This window comes from Lactobacillus sp. UCMA15818 (assembly GCF_030400225.1).
Lineage (GTDB): Bacteria > Bacillota > Bacilli > Lactobacillales > Lactobacillaceae > Liquorilactobacillus.
In genome coordinates, this window is record NZ_VJYB01000007.1 from 49,487 (window position 1) to 75,648 (window position 26,162).

General features: G+C 36.3%; 21 protein-coding genes and 1 pseudogene. 6 read left to right on the forward strand and 16 right to left on the reverse strand.

Annotated elements, in window-relative coordinates:
- Window positions 1-358: 358 nt before the first annotated feature.
- The 11 genes from FFX44_RS09070 to FFX44_RS09120 form a co-directional block, all read right to left on the reverse strand.
- Window positions 359-775, reverse strand: a complete 417-nt coding sequence (locus FFX44_RS09070; protein WP_289980208.1) for a GtrA family protein — start codon at window positions 773-775, stop codon at window positions 359-361.
- Between the two features lie 84 nt (window positions 776-859).
- Window positions 860-2,659, reverse strand: a complete 1,800-nt coding sequence (locus FFX44_RS09075) for a DUF2207 domain-containing protein (RefSeq protein ID WP_289980211.1) — start codon at window positions 2,657-2,659, stop codon at window positions 860-862.
- A 45-nt stretch (window positions 2,660-2,704) separates the two neighbouring features.
- On the reverse strand, window positions 2,705-3,610 hold the full coding sequence (locus FFX44_RS09080) for a Gfo/Idh/MocA family oxidoreductase (protein ID WP_289980214.1): 906 nt from the start codon (window positions 3,608-3,610) through the stop codon (window positions 2,705-2,707).
- A 218-nt stretch (window positions 3,611-3,828) separates the two neighbouring features.
- Complete coding sequence (locus tag FFX44_RS09085; protein ID WP_289980216.1) at window positions 3,829-5,151, reverse strand: APC family permease; 1,323 nt, start codon at window positions 5,149-5,151, stop codon at window positions 3,829-3,831.
- Entirely contained in the window at window positions 5,141-6,277 is a 1,137-nt protein-coding gene (locus FFX44_RS09090; RefSeq protein ID WP_289980217.1) for an amidohydrolase family protein, read from the reverse strand. The genes FFX44_RS09085 and FFX44_RS09090 overlap by 11 nt, the downstream gene beginning before the upstream one ends.
- An 8-nt stretch (window positions 6,278-6,285) precedes the next feature.
- Complete coding sequence (locus FFX44_RS09095; RefSeq protein WP_289980219.1) at window positions 6,286-7,638, reverse strand: glutamine synthetase family protein; 1,353 nt, start codon at window positions 7,636-7,638, stop codon at window positions 6,286-6,288.
- Between the two features lie 10 nt (window positions 7,639-7,648).
- On the reverse strand, window positions 7,649-8,392 hold the full coding sequence (locus tag FFX44_RS09100) for a gamma-glutamyl-gamma-aminobutyrate hydrolase family protein (RefSeq protein WP_289980221.1): 744 nt from the start codon (window positions 8,390-8,392) through the stop codon (window positions 7,649-7,651).
- 349 nt (window positions 8,393-8,741) lie between these two features.
- Window positions 8,742-8,951, reverse strand: a complete 210-nt coding sequence (locus FFX44_RS09105; RefSeq protein WP_289980225.1) for a hypothetical protein — start codon at window positions 8,949-8,951, stop codon at window positions 8,742-8,744.
- 21 nt (window positions 8,952-8,972) lie between these two features.
- Window positions 8,973-10,727: a thiamine pyrophosphate-binding protein gene (locus FFX44_RS09110; protein ID WP_289980227.1), complete on the reverse strand. Its 1,755-nt coding sequence runs from the start codon at window positions 10,725-10,727 to the stop codon at window positions 8,973-8,975.
- A 328-nt stretch (window positions 10,728-11,055) separates the two neighbouring features.
- On the reverse strand, window positions 11,056-12,846 hold the full coding sequence (locus FFX44_RS09115; protein ID WP_289980229.1) for an ABC transporter ATP-binding protein: 1,791 nt from the start codon (window positions 12,844-12,846) through the stop codon (window positions 11,056-11,058).
- Complete coding sequence (locus tag FFX44_RS09120; RefSeq protein WP_289980234.1) at window positions 12,846-14,597, reverse strand: ABC transporter transmembrane domain-containing protein; 1,752 nt, start codon at window positions 14,595-14,597, stop codon at window positions 12,846-12,848. Before FFX44_RS09120 ends, FFX44_RS09115 begins: the two co-directional genes overlap by 1 nt.
- A 331-nt stretch (window positions 14,598-14,928) precedes the next feature.
- Between FFX44_RS09120 and FFX44_RS09125 the strand changes: the two genes are divergently transcribed.
- The 5 genes from FFX44_RS09125 to FFX44_RS09145 all read left to right on the forward strand — a co-directional run bounded on the left by FFX44_RS09125 (window position 14,929) and on the right by FFX44_RS09145 (window position 19,911).
- On the forward strand, window positions 14,929-16,119 hold the full coding sequence (locus FFX44_RS09125) for a betaine/proline/choline family ABC transporter ATP-binding protein (protein WP_289980236.1): 1,191 nt from the start codon (window positions 14,929-14,931) through the stop codon (window positions 16,117-16,119).
- A 1-nt stretch (window position 16,120) separates the two neighbouring features.
- Window positions 16,121-16,750, forward strand: a complete 630-nt coding sequence (locus FFX44_RS09130; RefSeq protein ID WP_289980237.1) for an ABC transporter permease — start codon at window positions 16,121-16,123, stop codon at window positions 16,748-16,750.
- Window positions 16,751-16,762: 12 nt separating this feature from the next.
- Window positions 16,763-17,689: an osmoprotectant ABC transporter substrate-binding protein gene (locus FFX44_RS09135; protein ID WP_289980238.1), complete on the forward strand. Its 927-nt coding sequence runs from the start codon at window positions 16,763-16,765 to the stop codon at window positions 17,687-17,689.
- A complete protein-coding gene (locus tag FFX44_RS09140) occupies window positions 17,689-18,342 on the forward strand; it encodes an ABC transporter permease (RefSeq protein WP_289980243.1) in 654 nt (217 codons plus the stop codon). Before FFX44_RS09135 ends, FFX44_RS09140 begins: the two co-directional genes overlap by 1 nt.
- A 549-nt stretch (window positions 18,343-18,891) precedes the next feature.
- A complete protein-coding gene (locus FFX44_RS09145; protein ID WP_289980301.1) occupies window positions 18,892-19,911 on the forward strand; it encodes a tRNA-dihydrouridine synthase in 1,020 nt (339 codons plus the stop codon).
- A 283-nt stretch (window positions 19,912-20,194) separates the two neighbouring features.
- On the opposite strand, the gene FFX44_RS09150 is transcribed toward FFX44_RS09145, so the two are convergent.
- The 3 genes and pseudogenes from FFX44_RS09150 to queF all read right to left on the reverse strand — a co-directional run.
- The gene (locus FFX44_RS09150) at window positions 20,195-20,692 is read right to left on the reverse strand and encodes a QueT transporter family protein (protein ID WP_289980244.1); all 498 of its coding nucleotides are present in this window, start codon (window positions 20,690-20,692) and stop codon (window positions 20,195-20,197) included.
- Window positions 20,693-20,725: 33 nt separating this feature from the next.
- Window positions 20,726-21,433, reverse strand: a complete 708-nt coding sequence (queC, locus tag FFX44_RS09155) for a 7-cyano-7-deazaguanine synthase QueC (protein WP_289980247.1) — start codon at window positions 21,431-21,433, stop codon at window positions 20,726-20,728.
- A 115-nt stretch (window positions 21,434-21,548) separates the two neighbouring features.
- A pseudogene (gene queF / locus FFX44_RS09160) lies at window positions 21,549-21,971 on the reverse strand (preQ(1) synthase); the annotation flags it as partial.
- A 388-nt stretch (window positions 21,972-22,359) separates the two neighbouring features.
- On the opposite strand from queF, the gene FFX44_RS09165 reads away from it, so the two are divergent.
- A complete protein-coding gene (locus FFX44_RS09165; RefSeq protein WP_289980251.1) occupies window positions 22,360-23,280 on the forward strand; it encodes an NAD(P)-dependent oxidoreductase in 921 nt (306 codons plus the stop codon).
- Window positions 23,281-23,425: 145 nt separating this feature from the next.
- Here the strand turns inward: FFX44_RS09165 and FFX44_RS09170 are convergent, their stop codons facing one another.
- Entirely contained in the window at window positions 23,426-24,751 is a 1,326-nt protein-coding gene (locus tag FFX44_RS09170) for a solute carrier family 23 protein (protein WP_289980253.1), read from the reverse strand.
- 21 nt (window positions 24,752-24,772) lie between these two features.
- Window positions 24,773-26,125: a guanine deaminase gene (gene guaD, locus FFX44_RS09175; protein ID WP_289980254.1), complete on the reverse strand. Its 1,353-nt coding sequence runs from the start codon at window positions 26,123-26,125 to the stop codon at window positions 24,773-24,775.
- Window positions 26,126-26,162: the final 37 nt, after the last annotated feature.

Here is a 26,162-nt window from a genome sequence, read left to right on the forward strand (position 1 = left end):
CGTCAACAAACATCACATTAGATTTTTTAATACTCATCTCGTGAAAAAAGGACATTTTTATGCGTTTTCACTTCTCATATTCATCTTTAAATACTATTATATAAGGATCGTTACAATTGGAACCGTTTACTTTTGAATTTATAAAAAAAAGTATTATTGACTATTTATTTTCTTTCAAAATAAATTTTTGCTATATGCTTAGTTTTACCAACCCGTTTTTTTATTATTCATTAGAAAATGAATAGAAAAAATGACACCAGATGTTGCTCTCTGGTGTCATTATCTTTCACGCTTAAAAACATAAGTTTTCTTAGTTACCGACCCTATAAACTACGAAAAAATTATAATATAGAAAATATTAATGAATTGTTTTCTTAAAAATATACCACTTACTGAAGAAATAGTTAGCAGCAACCACAATAACATTATCAATTATTTTGACCAAAAGTGGATTCCATCCTAATAAAGAAATCCCTACCCAAGTAATCACGATATCCAGCACTAATGTTACCGATCTATAGAAAAAAAATGCACCTGACTCGTGTAAAGATTCTTTAAGAGTCCCAAACGGTGTCTTAAATACCCATAGCTTATTGGAAATATACGCAACAAGAACCGAGACGAACCACGCAATCACATTCCCGACTTGGTAATTCAGACCTTGTAAATGCCAGATTTCAAATATTCCGATATTAATTACAGTTGTTGCTCCACCCCAAAAAAGATAAGCAATAACCTGTTTGTATTTTTCAAAAAGCTCAATTAACTTATTCATGATAAACCTCAACTAAAAATGATTTTAATAGTACCTGTATAATTGTACTACAGAAATCCATACTAACCTAGACCCCTTTGTGATTTAGAAGGCACCGCCACCGGATCCACCCCCAAAGCCGCCAGACGAACCACCACTGAAGCCGCCAGAACCGCCACTAACGGAACTATTATAGTTCGTAATTGCAGAACTCATACTTGTTGTCATTGTATCGTTGAAATTCCAATTTCCACCAAGCAAAATTGGATAATAGACACCCATCGTAGTGAGTTCAGCTGTCGCAAAATTAATTTTCAGCGCATTTATTACCTTCTTTGCCAATCCTAATGAAACTGCATAAGGTAAAATTTGTTCCCACAACACTAGGTCACCAACTTTTTTCATATCAAAATTTCCGATATCATTAAGCATTCCTCTGAAACACATAATCTGATACTTTAGTGCCTGTCCTTTTTCAGAATATGGTGCATGTGACCGATAATAATGGATACAGGAAAATACAAAAACAGCATACAAAATTACTAAGAAGCCACATACAATAAAGTTGTTTGCTAATAAAAACAATGTAGTCACTGTGACTAATGTTGTGACGATTAGCCATGCTAAGGCTTTCTTCCTCAAACTTATATTCTGCTTATCCTTATATTCTATTTTATCTGCATCCTCCATAACCTTTTGTTGCCACAAAGAATATGCAGTAAAGAGCCTCTTACCTTCTTTTTTCTTCTTACCAAACTTCTTTAATTTAGACAACGTGAATTGATTCCCATCTCCGACAGTATTAAACAGGACTCTAAAGATACTATAGTCTCGAACAAGATTAGTATCTTTCAAAATAACGTTAAAATCCTTCTTCTTTTTGCTTGATTCTTCTATTTCGATTTGGTGATTAGCCGCTAGTTCTAACATAAATGCACTAAAAGCAGCAGTATCTGGTTTCTTATCCCGATATATGACTTGTGTAACCTCGGATGAAGGACTTGGAATCTCATATGAATGAACAATTGGGCGCAACTTTTTGCTTTTATTTCCGGGATTCATATAACTCCATATAAACCATAAAAGAATTAAGATAATTATAAGAAAAAGCATAATTTTCTTAAAAAAGGATTTGTTTTGTTCTTGACGCTTCCTTTTTTCATTTGCTTCCATGACCAATGTCCGCTCTTTTTTCTGGATAGATTTTAAAGCATTTTGCTCACTAGTATTTTGATTTAGTGCAGTCACGCTTGTTGGAAAAACAATATGACTTTCAATAAAAGTATTAGCGGGATTCCTTCTCAATGAGATTTTTACATTTCCCTGTTTCTTGCTCACTATCGTCTTGCCGCTTAACTCTCCATGTGTCCAAGCTTGCAACTTTGTAATATTTTTTTGAGGCAACACAATCTTAATCTTGACATTATTGAGTGCAACATCCCAATGAGCCCCGATTATTTTCCAATTTAATTCAGCTGTATCTTTATAATTTTTGACTACCCCATGTAATAAATAATGATAAACAAAGGTCACTTCTTTGTTCGCAACACTGTGATAGACTTTTAGCTTTAACTGATTTGCTGATTGTATCTGAGAAAAAGTATTGTTACTTTTCTTAACAGACAATGGAATCTTCTCTACATTGCCATCTTCAATCGTCTCAACGCTTACGTTGGAAACACCACTAATTCCTTTAATATCTTGGTTATAATAGACCCCATGAAAAGAACCGTCAAAATCATATTTTATCTTTTGCGTTAACCAAACATTACCATCCTTCTGAACATCTGCATTCACATCATAGCTTTTAATATCAAAACCGTCAGCACTGACATTAACAGCACCCGCGATAATTCCGATAATAAAAAACAAGATTAATATCAGTATTCTTTCAGATATTTTCACCGTACCTTTTTGTGTCTTCAGTATAATCTCCCCCAAATATAACTTTTATTGCTGAATTTTATTTATTATTTCATCGCAGATCTTATGGCTTAAATAAACGTTTTTCTGCCGCAAATCACTTGATGTCATCGTCTTGACTGATGTTATAAAGTTAGCCACCATCTGCTCAAATCCTCTAACATAAAGCGGGTTATCCCAATCATCAAAAGAAAATGTCTCATTGCTATTTTCGTGATATATCTTCAATTGTGCAAGATTTTCCAGTACATAGGTTCCTGTACTGCTCGTCACTTCGTATAATTCCCGGTTAGAACCGCTATTTAAATCCATTGTCAGATTAACAAGTGTCTTTGCAGTCTCTATTGTCAACGTGATCATCTCCAGCTTACCCGCATTTTGAATGATCTTACTATTAGTTTGAATGATTTTATCATCAAGCAAATAAACTGCCGTATCGACAAGATGAATGAAAAGATCATAAATCATAAATTTTGGATCGCTAATTGCATTGACCCGATTTTTCTGCAATGAAATAATTCTTTTATTTTTAACTTTCTTTAACCGCTCAACCATTGGAGCAAACCGCCTATTAAACCCAATCATTAATATTTTAGATTGCTTTAATGCCAGCCTTTGTAGTTCTTTAACTTGCTTTATGTTCTCACTAGCCGGCTTATCTATAAAAACATGAATCCCCTTTTCTAAGCATTTTCTAGCGAGTTTATAATGAGCAGCTGTTGCACTGTGGATAAAGCAAGCATCAATATTTTGCGCAACAAGCTCATCAACAGTTTTGACAGTTTTCGTCAAATTATACTGTTTCGTTAGTTTGTTTCGGACTTCTTCATTTCGCGTTGCAAAAATAAAATCTGCTTGATCTCTGATTTTTGAATACGTTGGTAAATAGGCTTTTTGCGCAATATTGCCTAGTCCAACCACTCCTATTTTCATTAATTACAACCTCCTTCAAAATTTCGTTCTCATTCTTATACTTAAAGCCTATCATATTTGACCGCTATATAATATTTTAGTTTTTAAAATAATTCTTTGCTGTACTTTCGTAAAAGAAAACGAATTCCTTTTAAATTATTTTTATACATAAAAAGCGAAATAGGTCATTCATCCTAAAGATGCACTCCCCTTTTCGCTTAACTATCTCATTTAAAATATTAACGTTTCTTCTTTGGTATAAAAAAGCCGATTATTACCCAAATAAAGACAATGTATGGGAATATGTTCATCGGCCACGCTGGAATTGGCCACAAGTTGCTATAAATAGGAAAAGCCATTAGTAAAATTGCAACCAGCGGTATAAATAAAAGGAAAAGATTATTATTACCCTTTTTCCGAAAGAATGCAATTGCTCCAACACTGACTAAAACATAAACCAATAATAAAGCAATCACACCAATTGTCCCTAAATAATTATAATAATTTCCAGCGCTAACTCCAATTCCAATCCCAATTATTGCATAGAAAATCAATGACAGTATAGTTATCAAATCAAGTGCATGGACCGGTGTCTTTTTTGTTCCCTTTAGCTCACCCATCCAAGACATCAGATATCCCTCTTTTGCTAGTGCTTGAATCATAAAGGCTCCAGCATTCAAAGCACCGAAGTAACAGGCAAAATAACTGGTAACAGAAGCAAAATCTATAAAAATTGCCATCCAAGTTCCAACGTATCTAATTGATAAGTAATTCAAAGGAGCCGCTGAATTTTGCATTTTAACAATATTAGAAGTTCCAAAACCAATGATTTCTGTGTAGCTAACAACAAAATAGAAAATCATTGCAAAAACAACAGATCCAAAAATTGCAACAGTAATAGCTTTAGCAGGCTTCTTTGCTCTTGGTACAATTGTTGCTGCCCCTTCAAAACCCGCAAATGACATCAGGGCAAAAATCATCCCTGCTCCAATCCCAGAAACTGTTCCATTTGCTGGATCCAGCGGTTTGGAGGTAATTCCAGCATCGCCGCCTTGAAACAATATTGCTGCTGTCAAAATAATCAAAGCACCTACTGCAAACAGCTCCAAAATAATAGCAAATTTCGTAGAAAATTCAATTCCAAGGTGACTCAACGCTCCGCCAATCAACAAAACAGCAATCACATATAAAGGGATAGGAAGATTTATATCAAAATGCTTAAAAAAAACGTTCAAGAAATTGCCAACGACCGCCGAACTACTGAATGCAAATGTCACGTATGTTAAAACAAGTAGCCATCCAGAAATAAAACCGGTTTTTTCTCCTAAGGCTTTGGCATTATACGCATAGGCTGATCCTTCCCCTTCAATATTTCTCCCTAAGGTGACAAAAGAAATCCCAACAAATAATATGCCTATGCCCGCCAGCAAGAATCCGAGTGGTGCAACAACTCCTGAACTTGCTACTGCTCCGGCTGTATTAAATGCCATTGCTCCAGTTGGTGCTAACATAGCTACTGATAGTCCCATGACCTCTAATAACGATAATCTTTTATTTTTCATTTTCCCTTTTGTTTCTCGCTTTCAAATATAAATTAGTACTGGTTTGATAACAAATCATTCTAATCCATTGTTCTTTTTGCTCGGTTGGAACATCCTTCAATTTAGTAAAATGTTGAATTAATGCTTCCTTAAACCTTTTGGCTGCTACACCATACATCTCAGGATAGGTACTTGCATCAGATGCAAATAAGTAGCGTGAGTATGGTGCCAGCTCAAGTGCCTCATCTAAGACCCGTACGACTGAAGCAGGCCCTAATGGATTAATCAAAGAAGTATCAAAATATACGTTTGGAAACACACTGGCAAGATACCCTGCTTCACGATGATATGGATAACAATGTAATAAGACAACTATTAGACCTTTCATACTCCATTCATTCAAAAAAGAGCGCATCAATAATGGATCTCCTTCAAACATATCTGTATCCGCATCACCATACCCAACATGAAACTGCAAAGGCATTTTCTGTGCAACTAAAAGAGGTGCAAGATTCCATAAAATAAAACAGATGAGTGTTGCATCAGTCAAACGCGTCCTTCCGGATTCTTTCCAGCTAGTGAATGCCTTCATGGCATCTGCCACAGCCACCTTTTTGAGTCTAAGACCAAAACGATATGCAGCAATCGACTTAAATCCTACAAATCCATTTTTCTTAGCATCTGCCACATCTGTCGTTAAAGCTTGCCACCATTTTTCAAAACTATTTTCTTTTTGCATCCAGCTTTCTGCATGCGTTTCTATTCGATAAATTGTATAGACTGTGACACTCGTTATTTCCTGTGTTTCTGCTATGCTTGTTACAGGATCATTTGGAACAAAACCTGTATCGATTAGTAGCATTTGGTAATTATAGTGTCTAAAAATTGAACGGTTATATTCTATATATTCTTGCTTGGTAAAAGGTTGCAAGAAATTCTGATCGTTTTTTTTATAAAAATGCTTTGCCTCTTCCTTGAATGTCCACCAAGCCAGCCTATTTTTTGTATCTTCGATAGGATAACTATTAGCAGCTTCAGTCGAAACCTGAGCTAGTCGTGTTTCTCTGTCTTTAGCCTTCGCACTTATTAAATAGTGACAATGATGGTCCAAAAGCGGCATTGATTGAACAAATTCTGCTAAATCCATTTTTCCTCCTAGTATATGTCGCGATGTTCTGCTGCTATTTCTTCAGCAGTTTTATTTTCGAAATAAGCAATATCAGCTTGTTTAACTTTAATGTAAGTTTCAATCCCAAGCTTTGAGAAAGTTTTGATCATTACGGAGTCTTTTTTTAAGGCAGCAAGGGCATCACCCAAAGACTGTGGCAAGCGATTAATTTTCTTTTCTCTCCTCATATCTTCAGTCAGCGTTTCTGGTGCAACATCAACCGGTGTCAAAGGTGCTTTTTTATTCTTAAGCCCCTCTAAGCCAGCACTAAGAATTCCAGCTAGGGCCAGATAAGGGTTAGCAGTTGCATCACTTGCCTTTAATTCAATATTCATTGAATTTGTTCTGTCTCCTCTAAAAGTTGAAGGAATTCTAATTGCCACCTCTCGGTTATCCTTGCCAAACGTTGCATAAGCAGAACTCCAGTGACCTGGTTGCAGTCTTTGATAGGAGTTGACTGTTGGACAAGTAAGCGCGAGCAGCGCATCGATATGCTGCAACAGTCCACCAACAAAGTAATAACCAATTTGACTTAATTCCAATTGGTCATCCCGGTTATACAGAACATTCGTGCCATCCTTCCATAACGACATGTGGATATGGGCACCGTTAGAAGCAGATTTCAAATTCGGCTTGGGAGCAAATGTTGCATATAATTCATTATCTGCGAAAAATTTTTTTATGACTCTCTTCAATCTAATCTCATTATCACCCGCTGTCAGTGGATCTGTTGGTGCAATTGGCAACTCATGCTGTCCTGCACCTGCTTCTGGATAGTATTCAACTGGATCTATTCCAACTTTGCGCAAGTTTTTAATAAGTTTTGGAAGAAAATGATATGTATTATCCATTGCTTCAGCCGCAAAGCAGATTTTGGGATTATAAGGTTCCAATGAATTATCTGTTTTTTGATACAAGGTAAATTCATTCTCATAGGTCATTTTTATCTCAAAACCAAGCTTTTTATATTCAGCCACAACAGCTTGGAGGGAAACACGCGGATCAAATTCCATCTTACAACCATCTTGATCCCGATAATCGCACATCATTGTCGCAACAGTTGGTGCATAGGGTAATATCTGTAATGATCTTAAATCTGGAACGAGCCGGTATTCTCCGACTGCATTCATACCTTCAATAGAAACAATCTCATCACGCATCGTTGAAGCTGGCATTGCCTTTGTAATCCCCGTACCGGAACTCAAATGGTTTCCTATTTCAGAAAGGAAGATCGTCTTTCCGCGAGGAATTCCAGTATAGTCTACATAAATAAATTCCAGAAGCTCAATCCCTTGTTCATCCAAGTGATCAATTATGTTTTTTGTATTTTCTCCTAGCATATTTTTGCCTCTATTTTTCTTTGGCTGCACGCGCTACAAAATCTGTGAACAACTTGAACTGTACTTCGTCATTTTGCCATAAATTTTCTGGATGCCATTGAACAGCAAGAATTTGATGATTGTTCTCAGATTCAACCGCCTCAACAATTCCGTCGGGAGATATTGCAGCTACTGTTAGTCCCTCTGCAACTTGTTTGACTGCTTGATGATGTCTCGAATTCACCACAGAATTCTCTCCCAATAAATCATTCAAGTGTGTCTTTTCTTCTATCTTGACATGATGAGTTTTGAAATGACCCAAAGTTGCTTGCGCATGTTGGATTTTCACATTTGGATTTTGTGCTTCTAAGTCCTGATATAGTGTTCCACCTAGAGCAACATTCAAGATTTGAATCCCACGACAAATTCCCAATATTGGTTTCCCAACTTTTAGCGTTTCTTTTATTAACGCAATTTCAAATTTATCCTTAATCCCAAGAGTCATACCAATCTCTGGGATAGGTTCTTCACCATAAAATAATGGGTCAACATCTGGTCCACCTGGAAGTATTAATCCATCAATCGTTGCAATTATACCTTGAATTGAATCTTCAACATCCGTGAACTTTTCAGGGAATGGCAGAATAATTGGAATCCCACCTGCCGCATAAACAGCTTCTTTTATATCATGTGGAGCATATACCAAATAATCTCCAGGCATTCTTGGATTTGCCTCAATTAATTGGTCACTAGGTATTCCAATAATTGGTTTCATAAGTGATACCTTCCTTTCTATAAAGCTTGATATTACTTATCATATCATAGTAACAAATTAAATTAATTACAACTACCAATTATTAACTCTGTTCAACATAAGACAGTAGACTTTTAGTACTAACTTGAAATTAAAAACACAGCATGCACTTTGCTATGAATTTCAAAGCTAGCCGAGAAATGCTAATTCATGGAAGACAACTCATTGATCCAGTCTCAAAAACAAAAAAACTGAATCAAAATTTAATTTTTGACCCAGTTTTATCTGATAATTCTGTATAAATTATTTTTATTTAGTTAGTAAAATACAAATCTTAAAGCGGATTGTCTGTAATTATTTTAGCTTACAGTCAGTCAAGGACATTATAGTAATTAAATAAGTCAATAATCGTTGTCCCCTTAAAATCTTCTATTGGTTTCCCATCAAGTAACACTTCAATAATTTGATAGTAATCCTGTAAATCAGGAACTTCAAGCTGTTGACGAGCAACAAATTGGTCAGCTGAATTATACTTGATTTCTTCTTTAATCCCTTGATTAAAATATTTAATAATTAACATCGTCATCACTCTTTTCAATAATTAGTTTTCGATTTGTTCTAAAATACTTGAAAGCGCTGGCTGAGCTTCCTCACTAATATCATATTGCTTTCTATATGTTTCAACCATATCTTTGCCAAAAATATTTTCATCCACCGTTACGAAGCTCGTATCAATTGGATCCACATTCTTGATTTTTGCATCAATTACAATTGGTTTTTTATTGCCACTCACCTGTAACTCACTAATTTTTTTCATAGTATCGTTTAACTCTGCAAGGCTGGATACCGTAAATCCAATTGCACCCATATCCTTTGCCATGTGTGCCCAATCTGCACCCAATAAATCAATTCCATAAAGTGCTTGCTGTGCCATCAGCTTTTCATGCTGAATAAATCCAAACGCCTTATTCTCAAGTACTACATTGATAACTGGTAAGTTATATTTAACTTCTGTCAATAAATCTGGCATTACCATTGCGTATCCACCATCTCCTGAAATCGTCCAAACCTCACGCTCCGGATAGCTGAGCTTACCAGCAAGACCTGCTGGCAATCCAAAACCCATTGTGCCATACCATGCCGACATCGAGAACTTTTGCTGCTTGTCAAATGGTAATTGACGAATTGCCCATTCTGTGTTGTTGCCAACATCAAGACCAAAGACCGCATTATCACTCGAACTCTCTTTAATCGCGCGCATGACACCTTCTGCACTCAAGCCCCTTTTGTCATCGGAAGCAAGCTCATCTAACCAGTTATCCCAATTTTGTTTATTAATTTGTAACGCCTTAAGAAATGCACGTTTTTCAACCGAAAAATCAGCTTTCAATAATTCTTCTAAAAATAGTTTAGCATCTGATAAGACCGTAATCTCCGCATCTCTTTGCTTACCTAAATCGGCAAGATTATTATTTACCTGAATGAACTTAGCAGTCTCTGGTAAGTATCTTGCAAATGGAAAATTAGTTCCAACAAAAAGCACTAAATCACTCGTTAATCCTGCTTCAAAGGCTGGTTTTGTACCTAAACGCCCCCATGAACCCATAAAATTTTTGTGACTTGTTGGCATCACGCCCGTTGCTGGTGCTGTTGATAAGACTGGTAATCCAAATTTTTCTGAAACTGCTACAACTTCTTTACGTGCACCATAAGCACCTTTGCCAACCCACAAAATTGGATTTTTTGCCTCCTTTAAAGCACTCAAGACAGTCTCAATATCTTCTTGCTTTGGGACAACTTGGGTTGTGATTGCCTTTAGTGGTTTCGTCTTAAAACCATTAAATTCAATTTCTTGTCCTGATAAATCATCTGGAACAATCACAACAGAAACAGATTTTGTTGCATATGCAGAACGAATCGCTTCATCAACCACATAAGGTATCTGATCTGCACTAACAACTTGCTTATGAAATGCTGCAACGTCCACAAAGATTGGATCCTGGTTCATTTCTTGAAAGAAGTTTGTATTCATAACTCCTGTTGCAGATTGTCCAACAATTGCTAAAACAGGTACATGATCCATCTTTGCATCATACAATCCATTCAACAAATGGACCGCGCCAGGTCCAGCAGAGCCAAAGCTAACACCTACTTTTCCAGTTAGCTTAGCATCAGCTGCAGCTGCAAGTGCTCCTGTTTCCTCATGTCTAACTTGAATATAGTTTAATTTTGCTTTTTCTTTATAAAAACCATCAACTGTATTATTGATTGAATCCGCAGTAATACCATAAATGTGGTCAACATCCCAATCAACCAATACTTTTGCTAAAGCTTGTCCTGCTGTCATTTTTGTCATAATAGTTTCCTCCAAGTAAATATTTTTCTTTCGTAATTGTTACCTTTTTTATCACATCATCTACTTTAACACTTTTTAAATTGCTTTGCAATAGTAAGCTTATTTTTTTAAATCAAAAAGACCAGGTCAAAAGTTCATTTTCGACCTAGCCTTTTAATTAGCTATACCTGTGTTTTCCAAAACCAAAACTATCAAACTAACTTTCCATTATTCATAACAAAAATTTCGTTATGTTTGCAATTTTAAGCTCATATTAGTATGATACCAACTTATGTTAACACATAAAATTTTTATAATTTGTTACTTTTTTTGTTTCTAATTATAAAAATTAGTTATTTAATACGTTTTGTGTCGTTTGCAGCTGATACATCTCATAATATTTACCATGCCTTGCCAGAAGTTCATCATGCGTTCCACTTTCAGTAATTCTTCCATCATCCAGAACCAAGATCTGGTCGGCATCACGAATTGTTGATAATCTATGGGCAATAACGATTGTTGTTCTACCAGCCCTCATCTGCTTAAGACCTTCTTGAATCAATAATTCTGTTTGTGTATCGATATTGGCAGTTGCTTCATCCAATATCAAAATCTTTGGATTTCTAACAATTGTTCTCGCAAAAGACAATAACTGTTTCTCACCAGCCGAATATGTTGCTCCGCGCTCTATTACCTTTGTATGATATTTTTTTGGTAGTTTTTCTATAAAATGGTCGGCGTGGACAAACTCCGCTGCCTGCTTAATCTGTTCATCAGAAACATTTTGGTCAAACATTCTGACATTTGATGCAATATCGCCATAAAATAGAAATGAATCTTGTAATACCAACCCAATCTTCCGTCGTAATTCCTTCGTGCTGAATTCCCTGATATCGGTCCCGTCAATCTCAACTTTTCCCTTAGCAAACTCATAGAACCTCATTAAAATATTAATCGTTGAACTCTTGCCGCTACCAGTATGTCCAACTAGTGCAATTGTTTGTCCGGGGTCGACCTTAAAACTGATGTCTTTCAAAACATTTTTACCAGATTCATAAGCAAAAGTAACATCTTTAAACTCAATCTTGCCGTCAGTAATCTGACTATCGGAGTTCTCATTTTGAATTGGTGCTAATGTCTGATCATCCATAATTCGCAAAATACGGCTTCCTGCTACCATTCCATCTTGAAAGACGGTTAATGAATTCATTACATCAGACATTGGATTAAAAAAGCTTTGTAAATATGACAAGAAAGCATATATTACACCCGCCTGCACGAAATTCGTCGTCCCATTTATTCCAAAGGCTCCTAATGTAATCACTTCAGAAAAAATAAACAATAAAGTTATAACCGGATTAAGTAGTAATGAATTTACCTTGATCATTGCTAATCTCATCTTAAGATAGTCTTCGTTTGTTTTCTCAAACTCGTTTAAAATTCTTTTTTCCTGTCTAAATTGCTGAATGATACTCATTCCCAACAAATTCTCACTTAGTTTCGCATTAATTTCACTTAGATACTCTCTCATCTGACGATATATTTTTGAACTATATAATTGATAATATATAATTACTACGATCACAATTGGCAAAAACAACAAGATTATTAACGCCAACTTCATATTTGTAAAGTACATAGCTACGAAAGCCGAAGCACTTGAAAAAAGAGTCACAATTAGAGTTAAAAAGAGCATCCAAAAATCAAATAATGTTTTGGTATCATTAGTAACTCTCGAAACTATCGAACCTGCAGGTACTTGATCAAAGTAATGCATCCCCAAACGATGCAGCTTTGCAAATAATTTAACTCTAATCAATTCAAGTGTACGTTCTGAACCCATCGAATAACAGAAGTTCTGAAAAAACTGTGTGAATGCCTTAATAATCGTCCCTAAAAAATAGAGTCCCGCAAAAAAGAACATTATATTCAAAGTTGCATTCTTACTAGTAAGAAAATGATCCATGTAGAATTGCAGTAGCTTTGGCAGCAATATATTGATCACACTCAAAAAAGCCGCAAAAATTATTGCGGTAACAAACTGCCACTTAAATTCTACCGCAAATGGTAGCAATCGTTTTAAAACTATAAATTGTTCCTTCAAACTCATAGTCTTTGCCCATGCTGATTTTCTTTCCACTAGCTATCTCCCCCTTCCATTTGCTGTTCTAACTGCTGCATCTTATAGGTCTGTTCGTACCAGCCCTGTTCACTAATTAAGCTTGTGTGTGTCCCTCGTTGATCAATTCTGCCATCTTTAATTACTATTATTTCTTGTGCACTCACTACGCTACTCAAACGACTTGCCACTATTATCGTTGTCTTATCTGCACGCAATTCCTTCACCCGCTTAAGAATATGATTCTCCGTCTTAGCATCAACTGCTGACAATGAATCATCCAAAATCAGTATTTCTGGATTCAGTATTAGGGCTCTGGCAATTGCGAGTCGTTGTTTTTGCCCACCCGAAAGAGAAATTCCCTGTTCTCCAACTTGTGTTTGATATCCATCCGGTAACTTCAAAATATCATCGTGTAAATCAGCAATAAATGCTGCTTTTTCAACTTCTGCAATACTCGCATCCGGTTTAGCAAACCTGATATTCTCCAAAACAGTCGTAGAAAAAAGAATACTGTTTTGCGGGACATACCCAATAGAGGGTAAATAAGTATCTAACTTATAGTCCCTAATATCAATATCACCGACCTTGATACTTCCATCATAACTATCAAATTGTCGCAAAAAAAGTTTCAAGATAGTCGATTTTCCGGCCCCAGTCTTCCCCACAATTCCAAGAATCTGTCCACTTTTTATTTTAAATCTAATCTGCTTTAATCCCATTTCATTAGAATCGGGATACTTAAACTCCGTAATCTCATAATTCACATTTCCATGAGGTGCTTTTGTGACAGGATTAAAGGCTTCTGTAATCTTGCTTCTCTCAGCAAGCAGTAATTGAATTCTGTTATAGCTTGCACTACCCAACTCAATGATATTAAACAGTCGACCAATTGCGAACATTGGCCATATCAAGATTCCAATATAAGAAATAAAGGAGACCAACTGTCCAATCGTAATCGTATTATTAATTACAAAATGTCCACCAAGTATTATGGTTGCCACATAAGCCAATCCGATTATTAAACTTGTCATTGGATCAAAGAGTGAATCCAAAAAATTGGCTCGACGATTAGCCCTGATTACTTCTTTCACATGCACATCAAAGTCTTTAGTATCTTCCCGTTCTTGTCCAAGCGCCTTGATGACTTTTATTCCTAGGATACTTTCCTGGGTTTTATTATTAATACTTGAAAACTCTGACTGTGCCTTATCATATGCACTGTGAATTATGTTGCCCAGAACTCGTGACAGCATCGCCAGCAATGGCAACGGGATAATTGCTATTAGCGTTAAGCGCCAGTTAACAAAAAACATCATTGCCACAATTGTTGAAATGCCTGTAATTATTGAGTCTGCAAATGTTAAAATTCCTACACCTGCAACTTGCTGAACAGCGGTAATATCATTCGTTGCATGAGCCATCAAGTCACCAATTCTATATTTTTGATAGAATGTCTCGTCCATTGCTGCAAAATGAGTAACCAATCTTGTACGCATCGTTTTTTCGAGTAAAGCAGAACTTCCCCAAATATAGCTTCGCCAAAAATACCTGAATAAGTACTGCCCAACTCCGACCAGTGTTAAAACCGTCAAGAAAAAAATCAGTTTTTGCGCTGTTAACCGATGTTGCTGAATGCCATCTATTAGACTACCAATTATTTTTGGTGGAATAATATTGAGTATGGCAACAAGCACTAGATAGAAAACCCCTAATAAATAAGATTTCTTTTGTTCTTTAAAAAACCATGACAATTTTAGAAAAATCCCCATTTTTTTATTACATCCCCTTCAAAAAATTGTATTGAAAGAGGTTGAGTCAAAAATCTAATTTTTGACCCAGCCCCTTATTAATTACGTATAAACATTCCATAGTCGCCCACTACTAGCCAAGATTCATTATATCACTCATCATGGCCTTTTTCTCAAACTCATCGCTACATTTCTATCCTCATTACATGTCAAAAACACTTCTGCTTTAGATTGCTGTTAAATTAGCGTTCATTCGCTCACTTAATCACTTTTCCTTAGGTTATATAAATTAGGTGTGCTATGGTTACGATAGAGAGTTTATATCTTGACTTCAAGCAGGGGGAAATAATACATGACAAAAGATGAACCAATCTTAATATTTAAAGATGTTAGCAAAGTTTATCGTGGGGACAACGTTGCGGTTGAACATGTCAATATTTCCATCAACAAGGGAGAATTTGTGTGTTTCATCGGTACTTCGGGTTCTGGGAAGACAACCATAATGAGAACTATTAATCGGATGTTAGAGCCTTCAAGTGGAGAAATTATTTTCAATGGACAAAATATTAAAAAACTCGATGCTGTCAATCTTAGAAAAAAAATTGGCTATGTTATTCAAAGTATCGGACTCATTCCTCACATGAATATTTATCAAAACATTACAATTGTACCAAAGCTTTTAAAATGGCCCGAAAACAAGAAAAAAGCCAAGGCTAAAGAACTAATCAAGCTGGTCGAATTACCTGAAAGTTATCTAAAACGTTATCCTTCCGAACTTTCTGGCGGACAGCAACAAAGAGTTGGCGTTATTCGTGCATTAGCAGCAAATCAAGATTTAATCCTGATGGATGAACCCTTTGGAGCACTTGATCCAATCACTCGTGAGAATTTACAGGAACTTGTAATGTACCTACAACAACAACTTGGAAAAACAATTATTTTTGTCACCCATGACATGGACGAGGCGCTAAAACTTGCAACAAAAATTGTTGTCATGGATGAAGGCAAAGTCATTCAGGACGCTTCACCAAATGAATTATTAAATCATCCGGTAAACGATTTTGTGCGCAAACTAATCGGAGAAGAACGATTAATTCAAGCTAGGGCAGACATTACTACCGCAGAGCAAATAATGCTCAAAGACCCCGTTTCGATTACTCCAGGCAAATCCTTAGGAAATGCTATTCAAATCATGCGTGAAAAACATGTTGATACACTGTTGGTAACTGATGACGATAACCATTTAAAAGGCTACATTGATATTTCTTCTTTTGCTTCTCACTATAATCGTTCTAATAGTGTTTCAGACATTCTAAACACTAAAATTTTTAAAATTAACACAGATACTCTTATCCGCGATAGTGCGGACCGCATCTTGAAGCAAGGACTTAAATATGCTCCTGTTGTTGACAAAGACAACAAGCTGCAGGGAATAGTTACACGTTCAGCACTCGTGAATATGGTTTACGATATTATCTGGGGAAATGCAGATAATGCTGAAGCATCAGTTTTCCAAGATATTTATGAAAAAGGAGGTAATTAATTTGATTGCATTCCTAAACGAATATGGTGGACAACTTCTCCTTAAAGCATGGGAACAACTTTATACATCCGCATTTGCATTAATTCTTGGAATCCTCTTTGCAGTTCCACTGGGCATTATCCTAACACGCACACCAAAAACAGCAAAAATAGTTATTGCTATTGCTGGTATGTTACAAACGGTCCCTTCGCTGGCCCTTCTCGCCTTAATGATACCTCTCTTTGGAATTGGAAAATTACCAGCTATCATCGCACTCTTTATTTATTCCTTATTACCTATCCTGCGTAATACGTATATCGGAATGGAAGGTGTCGACCCAGTTTTAAAAGATAGTGTCCGAGGGATGGGAATGACCAATATCCAGTCAATTATTCAAGTAGAAATTCCAATTGCAATGCCCGTAATCATGGCAGGAATCAGACTTTCTGCTGTTTATGTAATTTCTTGGGCAACACTTGCATCTTACATAGGCGGAGGTGGACTTGGTGATTTTATCTTTAATGGCCTAAATCTCTTCCAACCAAGTTTGATTATTGGGGGAACTATTCCTGTTGCCATAATGGCTATCTTGACTGATTTTCTATTAGGAAAATTGGAAAAAAAGCTTACCCCAACTTCTTCAAATCTTTAACGGAGGGATACTATGACTAAAAAATATAAAATTGTACTTTCAATATTGCTAGCTTTTTCTTCTTGCCTGTTGACTTCTTGTAGTCTACTAGGTTCGGCGAAAAGTACACCTAATATAAGAATTGCCTCACAAAGTTCAACCGAATCTCAAATTGTTGCAAATATAATTGCAGAACTTATTAATCATGAACTTGGCTATAAAACAACCTTACTTAATAATTTAGGTTCATCTACAGTTGCACATCAAGCATTAATTCGCAATGATGCAGATATCTCAGCAACACGCTACACTGGGACTGACATCACAGGTGTTCTTCAAATGAAAAGTGTAAAAGATCCCAAAAAAGCAACGGCTATCGTTAAAAAACAATTTAAAAAGCGCTATCACCAAACCTGGTTCCCTTCATACGGATTCGCTGACACATATGCGTTCATGACTACCAGAAGCTTCGCTAGAAAAAATAATTTGAATACTATTTCTGACCTAAAAAAAATCGCTTCTAAAATGAATGCTGGAGTTGATTCCTCATGGGTGAACCGCCAAGGTGATGGCTATAGTGATTTTGTTAAATATTATGGCTTTGATTTCAAGCGAGTATATCCAATGCAAATTGGACTAGTATATGATTCAGTTGAAGCTGGTAAAATGCAAACCGTTTTAGGATACTCAACTGATGGTAGAATTAAGAGCTACAACTTAAAAATACTGGAAGACAATAAGCAATTCTTTCCACCATACAACTGTTCTATGGTGGTAAATGATTCAATATTGAAAAAGTACCCTAAATTGAGTCCTCTCTTGCATCGACTCGATGGAAAAATCTCACTCAAAACAATGCAGTCACTAAATTATCAAGTTGATAACAATTTACTAGAACCTTCTGTGGTAGCTCAGAAATTTCTTGAAAAAAACAACTATTTTAAAGGAGCGGATAACTAATGAGTTCTTTAAATACTTGGGATCAGTTTTGGTATTATTTAAACCATAATGGTACTTACGTTCTACAGCAATTCACGAGCCATTTTTTAATATCCATCTATGGAGTATTGCTTGCTGCTCTTATTGGAATCCCCTTAGGCATTTTTATTGCACGAAAAAAGTACCTAAGTTCCTTCGTTATTGGGCTCGCTAACCTTATTCAAACAATCCCTTCATTAGCGATGCTTTCCATGATTATGCTAGTCCTTGGCTTGGGAGTCAACACTGTTATAGCAACATTATTCCTTTATTCCTTACTGCCAATCATCAAAAACACTTACGCAGGCATTAAAAACGTTGACCCCAATATTTTAGATTCAGGCAGAGGTATGGGGATGACCAAATTTCAAATTTTGTATATGATTGAACTTCCCTTGTCCCTTTCAGTGATAATGGGTGGTATCAGAAATGCCTTAGTTGTCGCAATTGGAATTACAGCCATTGGTGCCTTCGTTGGGGCAGGCGGCCTTGGTGATATAATCATTCGCGGAACGAATGCAACAAATGGTGGCGCAATAATCTTAGCTGGTGCTCTTCCTACCGCTTTAATGACAATAATTTCAGATTTTATATTAGGCTTTATTCAGAAAAAGTTAAGCATCCAAAAAGCCTAACTATAATTGGTTTTTACTTGCATGTCATAAATATAAGATTATGAATTATTTGAAGTTAAACGAAAAGTTTCGACTTACGGAGCTCGTTTATTCGGGATCAAGAAACAATCCAATATTAGTTCTGATATTAATTGATGGAAATCGGATAATATCAGAACTTTTTTGCTTTGTACCGAAAAATTAGCTCAAAATTTAATTTTTGATTCAGAGAGTCTGCCATAAGTCGGAAAAACTTGAGTACTAACTCGAAATTACGAACATCGCGAGTACTTTGCTATGCGTAATTCGAAGTTAAACGGAGAGTTTTGACTTATGAAACACGTTTATACGGAATAAATAGAGGAACTGAATCAAAACTTGACTTTTGACTCAGCCCCTTCAGAAATAAATTTCAAGTGAAACAAATTAATCAAAAAACTTGCAAAATTGTCTAATAATCCCCATAATTAGTGGGCAATTATCATATAACTATTAGTTTAATTTTTTAGTAAAATTTAAAGTAGAGGGGTGTCTTTAGTGCCAACAGAAAACACCGATTTTTGGAAAAACATCGTTGCTAATGCTACTGATAAAAAAGAAAACAAACGGCCATTCATAAGTCTTGCACCAATGGAAGCCGTAACAGATACTGTCTTTCGTCGCGTTGTAACTCAAGCCTGCCCACCGGATGTATTTTATACAGAATTTACTCATGCTAGATCAGTAACTCATCCCCAAGCGAAATTCTCTGTTCAAGGACGCTTGTATATTGATCCATCAGAAAAACAAATTCCTGTTGCCCAATTATGGGGGGATAAGGGTGAGGATTTTGCTAAGGCTGTGCAAGAAGTTACAAAACTCGGATATCAAGCAATTGATTTGAATATGGGTTGTCCAGATGGAACAGTTGTCAAAAATGGTGGTGGTAGTGACTTGATTCGTCACTTTGACAAAGCAAAAGAGATTATTGCCTCCGCTAAGACAAGTGGTCTACCAATTAGTGTAAAAACAAGATTAGGTTTTAGCGACATCCAAGAATTTGAAGAATGGATTCCATTTTTATTGAAACAAGATGTTCGGGTCCTAACTGTTCACTTCAGAACCCGGCAAGAAATGAGCAAAGTTCCGGCACATTACGAGCTCATTGATGAAATCATTAAGATGCGTGATAAAATTGCACCGCAAACATTGCTTCAAATTAACGGCGATATTAATAACGCCGTTGCGGGGTTGGAACTTGCAAAGCAGCATCCTGGTGTTGATGGAATCATGATTGGCAGAGGAATTTTTGCAAATCCATTTTGTTTTGAAATTACACCGCAACAGCATACTCTTGCAGAAACATTCAATCTGCTGCGCACTCAACTGGATCTCTTTGATGATTTCTATGCACGTTTCGAGTCACGTAAGTTTGTTGCCCTACGTCGCTTCTTTAAGATTTACGTCCGCGGCTTACGAAACGCTCATCAGCTCCGTGAACAACTAATGAGCGCTAAAAGTACCGATGAAGTCCGCGCTCTTCTAGATGACCTAGAGGCTCGTCAGGGAACTGATGTGTTAGATCCACGTTTTCAAACATTAAATAACTAATTAAATCTTAATTAAGTGAGAGGGGCCAAGTCAAAAGTTATCTTTTGATTCAGCCCCTCTATTTATTCCGTATAAACATGCTTCATAAGTCAAAACTCTCCGTCTAACTTCGAATTACTCATAGCAAAGTACTCACGATGCTCGTAATTCCGAGTTAATACTCAAATTTTCCCGACTTATGGCACACTCCGCTTCATTGATTCTAGATAAATTCGTGTCAATCATCAAAAATCTTTGATTAATTTCAATTGTTCAAAATTTACTGACGATTACCACATTTTTTTTAATTCATTATTTCATGCAAATTTATTGCTTTGTTGATAATCTTAAAAATTATTGCCCCGATAATTTGAGCTACTAATTGACCACAAAACAAATATACATATGTGATTAGGAAAGGAGCCTTGCTAATATAAAACAGTTCGGTTGCCACGAAAATCATTCCAAAAGACACACATAATCCCACAACCAGTAACCGAATATTGATGTTTTTAATTCTTCTATTTATAAAAATTGCAACCCCCAGTCCCAAGCCTGTAACACCCAAACCAACTAGTATATCAATTAACCCAAATGGACTCATTAATAAATTAGCGACAACCACACCTATGACCATTCCCCAATAATATTTTTTATTAAAAGCCACTAATTGATACAATGCTGTAGCAATTCTCACTTGAATAACCCCAAAAGAAAAGCTGTAAAATATCATAGTAATAACTACATAAATTGCTGCTAAAACTGCATTTAGAATTATAATTTTTAATTTATTTCCACTCATTTAACTAACCATCCATTATTTTTTTCTAATCAACTAATCGTTTTTCCGTTCAATCTTAGTTGCATATTCAATTGGATCTTCCAACCCATTTTCCTTAAATGCCCTAATACGATCGCGACATGTTCCGCATTCACCACAAGATACATTGCCTGTCTCATAACAAGAACGCGTTAACTCAAAAGGGACATCTAATCTTGTTCCTATTTTAACCACGCCTGCCTTATTGTTCTCAATTAACGGTGCAATTAACAAAACCTTCCCAGCAGTACCAGCCGAGATTGCTGCTGCCATTGATTCAAAAAACAGAGGTGAACAATCTGGATATGCACTTCCAGCTGCGTCATCAGCATGAGCACCGTATGAAACTTCGGCTAGCCCTTGACTGTACGCTAACGCAGCAGCCTGTGATAACATTAGCCCATTCCTAAACGGAACATATGTGTCAACTGTCCCCTCGCCACTTTCTTTAAGAATTTCGTTATAGCTTTTATGCTCGATTGGTCCGTTACCTTGCAGAAGCGTTGAGTTAGAACCTTGGAAGATTTGTGCATCAACCTTTGCGACCACAATTTTTACACCAAAATAATTTGCAACATTACGTGCATTTTTAATCTCCATCGCATGTTTTTGTCCATAACTAAAAGCTAATGCAGTAACATTTTTTTTACCATACTTTCTAATTGCCAGTGCAAGACAAACAGCAGAGTCCATCCCACCTGACAATAATACAACTTGCCCCATAGCATAACTCCTATCTAATTGAACGACCATAATTTTGAATATTACCTAAAAATTGTAACTTTCTCTGAAAGGCCAATTGTTCAATCTCATTATTTGAAAAACTTGGATTTACACGATTTACGAAAGGATATATTGAAATGCCCCCACGCGGAGTAAACAAGCCAAAGACTTCAATATATTTTGGATTCATTAATTTGTATAAATCATCCAAAATAATATTCATGCAATCTTCGTGAAAGTCGCCATGATTTCTAAAGCTAAACAAGTATAGTTTAAGGCTCTTGCTTTCGACCATTTTTTCAGTAGGAATATACGAGATGAAAACATTGGCAAAATCTGGCTGCCCAGTCTTTGGACAAAGACTTGTGAACTCATAACCGTCGAATGTAACAAGGTAATCATTTTCTGGATGCTTATTTATAAAAGTCTCAAGGACTTGAGGTGTGTAATCTTGAGGATATGATGTGTGCTGATTTCCTAGTTGTGTTACGCCCTCCAACTCACTAGTTTTTCTTGAAGGACTTGTAGTTTTATTCATTTATATTATCTCCCTTTGTTTTTTTTCGGAGGTTTTAAGGATGTACCATACTCCGCTATTGTGTGAATAAAAAATCCCAACTATTATAATATACAACAAAAAATAGCATATTTATATAAAAACCGGAAGATGTTCACTTATTTTGAACTGCCTTTAATACTTAACTCATTAGTTCACTGGAAACTTTTGTCTTGTATCGTCTTCAAAAAAATAGAACTATTAATCACACTTTTTGAATTTTCAATAATTTCTCTAGAAGTGATCTTAAAAACATCAAAATTTATTATTATACTACTCACAGTAGGTGTTATTATATTGAAGTAGCGATTTCATTAAAAATGATGAATCCTTTAATAGCTATCTTGAATGAATTAAGAAGGAAGGAAGGATGTTTGACATGCAATTAGTTTATGTTGTTGACCCAATCGCCGATGATGGTGTTATTTTACTTAAAGAAAAAGGTTTTGCTGTATTTCGCTTATCTCAGCCGCAAACAATTAAAGAAAGCATGAAATTGCTTGATCCTACTACAGTAACTGCATTGATAATTCGTGCAACCAAGATTACTCCTTCCGAACTTGATTTATTTCCAAATCTGAAAATAATTGCTCGTCATGGTGTGGGTGTTGATAACTTACCACTTGATTACATTAAAAGAAATAAAATAAGGCTGACCTATACACCTGGCCTTAATGCTATGTCAGTTGCAGAATTGACACTGACACTCATTCTTGATTTATTAAAAAAAATCCCTGTCAATCGTAAGAATAAATTCTACGATGGTGAATTATTGGCTGGTAAAACAATCGGTTTAATTGGTTACGGTAAAATTGCCCATAAATTAAGCCTTATACTACAACCTTTTGGAATCAATCTCTTAGTCTATAATCATCACCCAAAACAACTCGCTTATGGAACTCAAGTTGAATTAGATAAAATCGCTAAAGCTTCTGATGTTATCAGTTTGCATGTCCCTGCAACACCTGAGACTAATCAAATCATTGATGATAATTTCTTTAACCAAATGAAGCAAAATGCTTTTTTAATCAATACCGCGCGTGGAGCACTAATTAACAGTGATTCCTTGTATGCGGCTTTAACTGCACACAAAATTGCAGGTGCTGCATTGGATGTTTTAGATTCTGGACAACTCCATTCTGTTGCAGAAATCCAAGCACTCGAAAATGTCATTCTAACTCCGCATATTGGTGCAAGTTCACGCGAAGTTCTACAGCAATCGTCACTAAGATGTGCTAATGAGATTCTTCTTCTTGAAAATGGGGAACCATCTATACAGGGTTATTTCTAGATTTCAAAGAAAAGATAAGGGAGTGTGCCATAAGTGAAGTGCCTTACAAAACTTGGACGTGTAAATCAAGTTTAAGAAGAATCAAAAAAGGACCGAATCAAAATTTTAATTTTTGACTCGATCTTTTTTTTATAGAATATTTATTTTATTTCGCAGGAATTAATTTATTCATTATAATCGCAACGATTGCACTAATCGCAATTGGTGAATCTAGTAAGTATTGTAATAACTGTGGTGCATTTTTTGATAATGAGGATGGCATGAATAATAAGCCAATCGCAAAAATCAATGGAACACCTATGATGTACAATTCACGTTCCGAAAACTCTTCATTCTTAATAACTCTGAATCCACTCAACATAATTACCATACAAACAACTGCAAATACTCCACCAATAACGGCTGAAGGTATTGCATTGATCAAGGCTGACAACTTACCTAGGAATGATAAAGCAATAAAGAAGATTGATGCACCCACAAAGACTCTGCGACTTGCAACACCTGTAATCGAAATAATACCAGCATTAGTTGAATACCCCGTTAGTGGCGTTGCGCCTACCAATGAAGATATAAAACAGCCAATTCCTTCACCAATTACTCCACGATTAACTTGTTCATCCTTCAAGGGTTCTTCGATAACTGCACTGACGGCAAACCAGGTTCCCGTTGTTTCAGCCAGCAACACCATGTAAATAACAAGCATTGTTAAGATTGCTGACCAATTAAATGACAAGCCATAATTAATGAAGGCAACATGTGGTAGGCTGAAGAATGGTGCACTTGCAACAGATGAGAGGTTCAAGCCACCCATCAGAGATGCTGCAAAGGAACCACTAGCTAGAGCAATAATTACTGAACTAATTCTAAAAATTCTACCAAATTTGGAAAAATATACTCCCAGCATAGAAAATAAAATCATAATTGCGGCTGTAATAAAAGCTAAGAAAACATTTTGATCCATTGACAGTGTCTTCGTTGAGACATAGATATTACTTGTGAAAGCAGTTGGTAGTAAGGTTAACCCAACAATCATGATAATGGTTCCACTAACAATTGATGGAATAAAGTGCTTTACAATATACTTGTATACGCCTGTAAGTCCTAATAATGTAACCGCAAGCGCACCAATTAATGTTGCACCCATTGCTGTATCTAATTTCCCGCCATCACTGATAATGATACCTGCTAAAGCACCAATTGGAACAAAGGATGGACCTTGACACACTGGTAATCGTAGAAAAAAGAGAACTTGAATTAATGATGCAATCCCAGCACCCAAAAATGTTGATTGAATAAGTGCAGCTGAATTTGTTGCCGACATTGCCACCGCCGATGCGATAATCACTGGTGGAACATAAACATCCATTGCCAGAACATGTTGTAAACCTAAAATTAGTGACTGTTGCCATGAAATTTTTTCATCCACGCCAATTGAAAGATTGGAGGACCTGATTTCACTTGCTTTTCCCATTTTTCCTGAATCTCCTTAAGATTATTTTACTTTATTGCCTTGGACCCATACTTCCGTAATATTTGCAGGAGTACTTAAATACAATAACTTGGCTAATCGACTGAATGGCTCTGTATATAAATCAAAACCCGGTAAACTATTAGCAGTCTGCTTAGGATCAAGAACTTGAGCATCAAAGATTTGTCCCTCTTTGAAGAGCCCTACTGGCAGATTCAATGCTTCTCCCCCTCCATGAGTTGCAAGGTAGAAGGCTTCTAGCACTGAAACTCTAGAATTTAGAACACCTCTTTTTTCTTGTTCAATAGTTACATCGACACCATCCGTTAACATTCTGCTTGAGATAACCGTTTGCTTGATATTATCGTACAGGCTTGGAGAAAATCCTCCTGAAATATCTGTGCCAAGACCAACTTTTACACCTTTTTTCTTCAAACGATTGACCGGCAAAACCCCATCTGCAAAGTAAGCATTTGAAATCGGGCAATGCGCAATTGCTGCACCATGCTTTGCGAACAGTTCACCATCATGGTCATTCACAAAATTGCAATGATCCATAATAGATTTGTTGTTCAATAAGCCAAAATCAGCAAGAACATCTGTATCTCGCTTACCATATCTGTCAAGAACATAGCCATGTTCCCATTGGCCTTCACTACAGTGTGTTTGCACATAAGTATCATATTTCTGTGCAAGTATCCCAAGGCCCTTAAGAGTCTCATCTGTACAACTTGGTACAAACCTTGGTGTCACAACCGGATAGACACCTTGAACAACATCCCTTGCAAGCTCTCTAACTCTTACGATAAACGCTTCTGTATCAGCAATTGCTTGTTCACTGCTCTCATCACGATAATAATCATGTGTCTGTTCAGGATTGTCCATCGCAACTTTGCCAACAAAAGCTCTTTGCCCCAATCGTGCAGAGATTTTTGCCAACTCAATGCTCGATTCAAGATGCTGTGTTGCAAAATAGACAGCAGTTGTCGTTCCACGGTTAAGCAGCTGCTGTACCAAATCAGAGTATACTGCCTTAGCAAATTCAATATCACTATACTTTGCTTCAAGTGGAAAAGTACATTCATCAAGCCAGACGTTCAGTGGCTCATCTAATGCAACTCCTGCCTGAGGCCATTGTGGTGCGTGAATATGCAAATCTATAAATCCTGGCAGAACAAACTTATCTCCAAAATCGACTAACAAATTATTGATTCTTGCTTCCGTTAATGCCGATTGGTAATCGAGATCACTCTGTGCCTGCACATTCTCAATAATTCCTTGCTTATTGACAGTAATTAGTGATTTTTCTAAATATTCGGCTTTACCATATGTAGGTGCATGAAAAAAATTCCCCCTGAAAACTTTTTTACTTCGCAAAAGCACTACCTCCGTAAGTGGGATAACTTTTATAATA

What these genes read in the sequence shown, in the direction of transcription:
- FFX44_RS09150 (WP_289980244.1), bottom strand. Translation starts at nt 20,692, where the DNA reads ATGAGTGGAAATAAATTAAAAATTATAATTCTAAATGCAGTTTTAGCA.
- FFX44_RS09095 (WP_289980219.1), bottom strand. Translation starts at nt 7,638, where the DNA reads ATGCTAGGAGAAAATACAAAAAACATAATTGATCACTTGGATGAACAA.
- FFX44_RS09105 (WP_289980225.1), bottom strand. Translation starts at nt 8,951, where the DNA reads ATGTTAATTATTAAATATTTTAATCAAGGGATTAAAGAAGAAATCAAG.
- FFX44_RS09120 (WP_289980234.1), bottom strand. Translation starts at nt 14,597, where the DNA reads ATGGGGATTTTTCTAAAATTGTCATGGTTTTTTAAAGAACAAAAGAAA.
- FFX44_RS09090 (WP_289980217.1), bottom strand. Translation starts at nt 6,277, where the DNA reads ATGGATTTAGCAGAATTTGTTCAATCAATGCCGCTTTTGGACCATCAT.
- FFX44_RS09110 (WP_289980227.1), bottom strand. Translation starts at nt 10,727, where the DNA reads ATGACAAAAATGACAGCAGGACAAGCTTTAGCAAAAGTATTGGTTGAT.
- FFX44_RS09080 (WP_289980214.1), bottom strand. Translation starts at nt 3,610, where the DNA reads ATGAAAATAGGAGTGGTTGGACTAGGCAATATTGCGCAAAAAGCCTAT.
- queC (WP_289980247.1), bottom strand. Translation starts at nt 21,433, where the DNA reads ATGGGGCAAGTTGTATTATTGTCAGGTGGGATGGACTCTGCTGTTTGT.
- FFX44_RS09085 (WP_289980216.1), bottom strand. Translation starts at nt 5,151, where the DNA reads ATGAAAAATAAAAGATTATCGTTATTAGAGGTCATGGGACTATCAGTA.
- FFX44_RS09135 (WP_289980238.1), top strand. Translation starts at nt 16,763, where the DNA reads ATGACTAAAAAATATAAAATTGTACTTTCAATATTGCTAGCTTTTTCT.
- FFX44_RS09125 (WP_289980236.1), top strand. Translation starts at nt 14,929, where the DNA reads ATGACAAAAGATGAACCAATCTTAATATTTAAAGATGTTAGCAAAGTT.
- FFX44_RS09140 (WP_289980243.1), top strand. Translation starts at nt 17,689, where the DNA reads ATGAGTTCTTTAAATACTTGGGATCAGTTTTGGTATTATTTAAACCAT.
- FFX44_RS09165 (WP_289980251.1), top strand. Translation starts at nt 22,360, where the DNA reads ATGTTTGACATGCAATTAGTTTATGTTGTTGACCCAATCGCCGATGAT.
- FFX44_RS09170 (WP_289980253.1), bottom strand. Translation starts at nt 24,751, where the DNA reads ATGGGAAAAGCAAGTGAAATCAGGTCCTCCAATCTTTCAATTGGCGTG.
- FFX44_RS09070 (WP_289980208.1), bottom strand. Translation starts at nt 775, where the DNA reads ATGAATAAGTTAATTGAGCTTTTTGAAAAATACAAACAGGTTATTGCT.
- FFX44_RS09100 (WP_289980221.1), bottom strand. Translation starts at nt 8,392, where the DNA reads ATGAAACCAATTATTGGAATACCTAGTGACCAATTAATTGAGGCAAAT.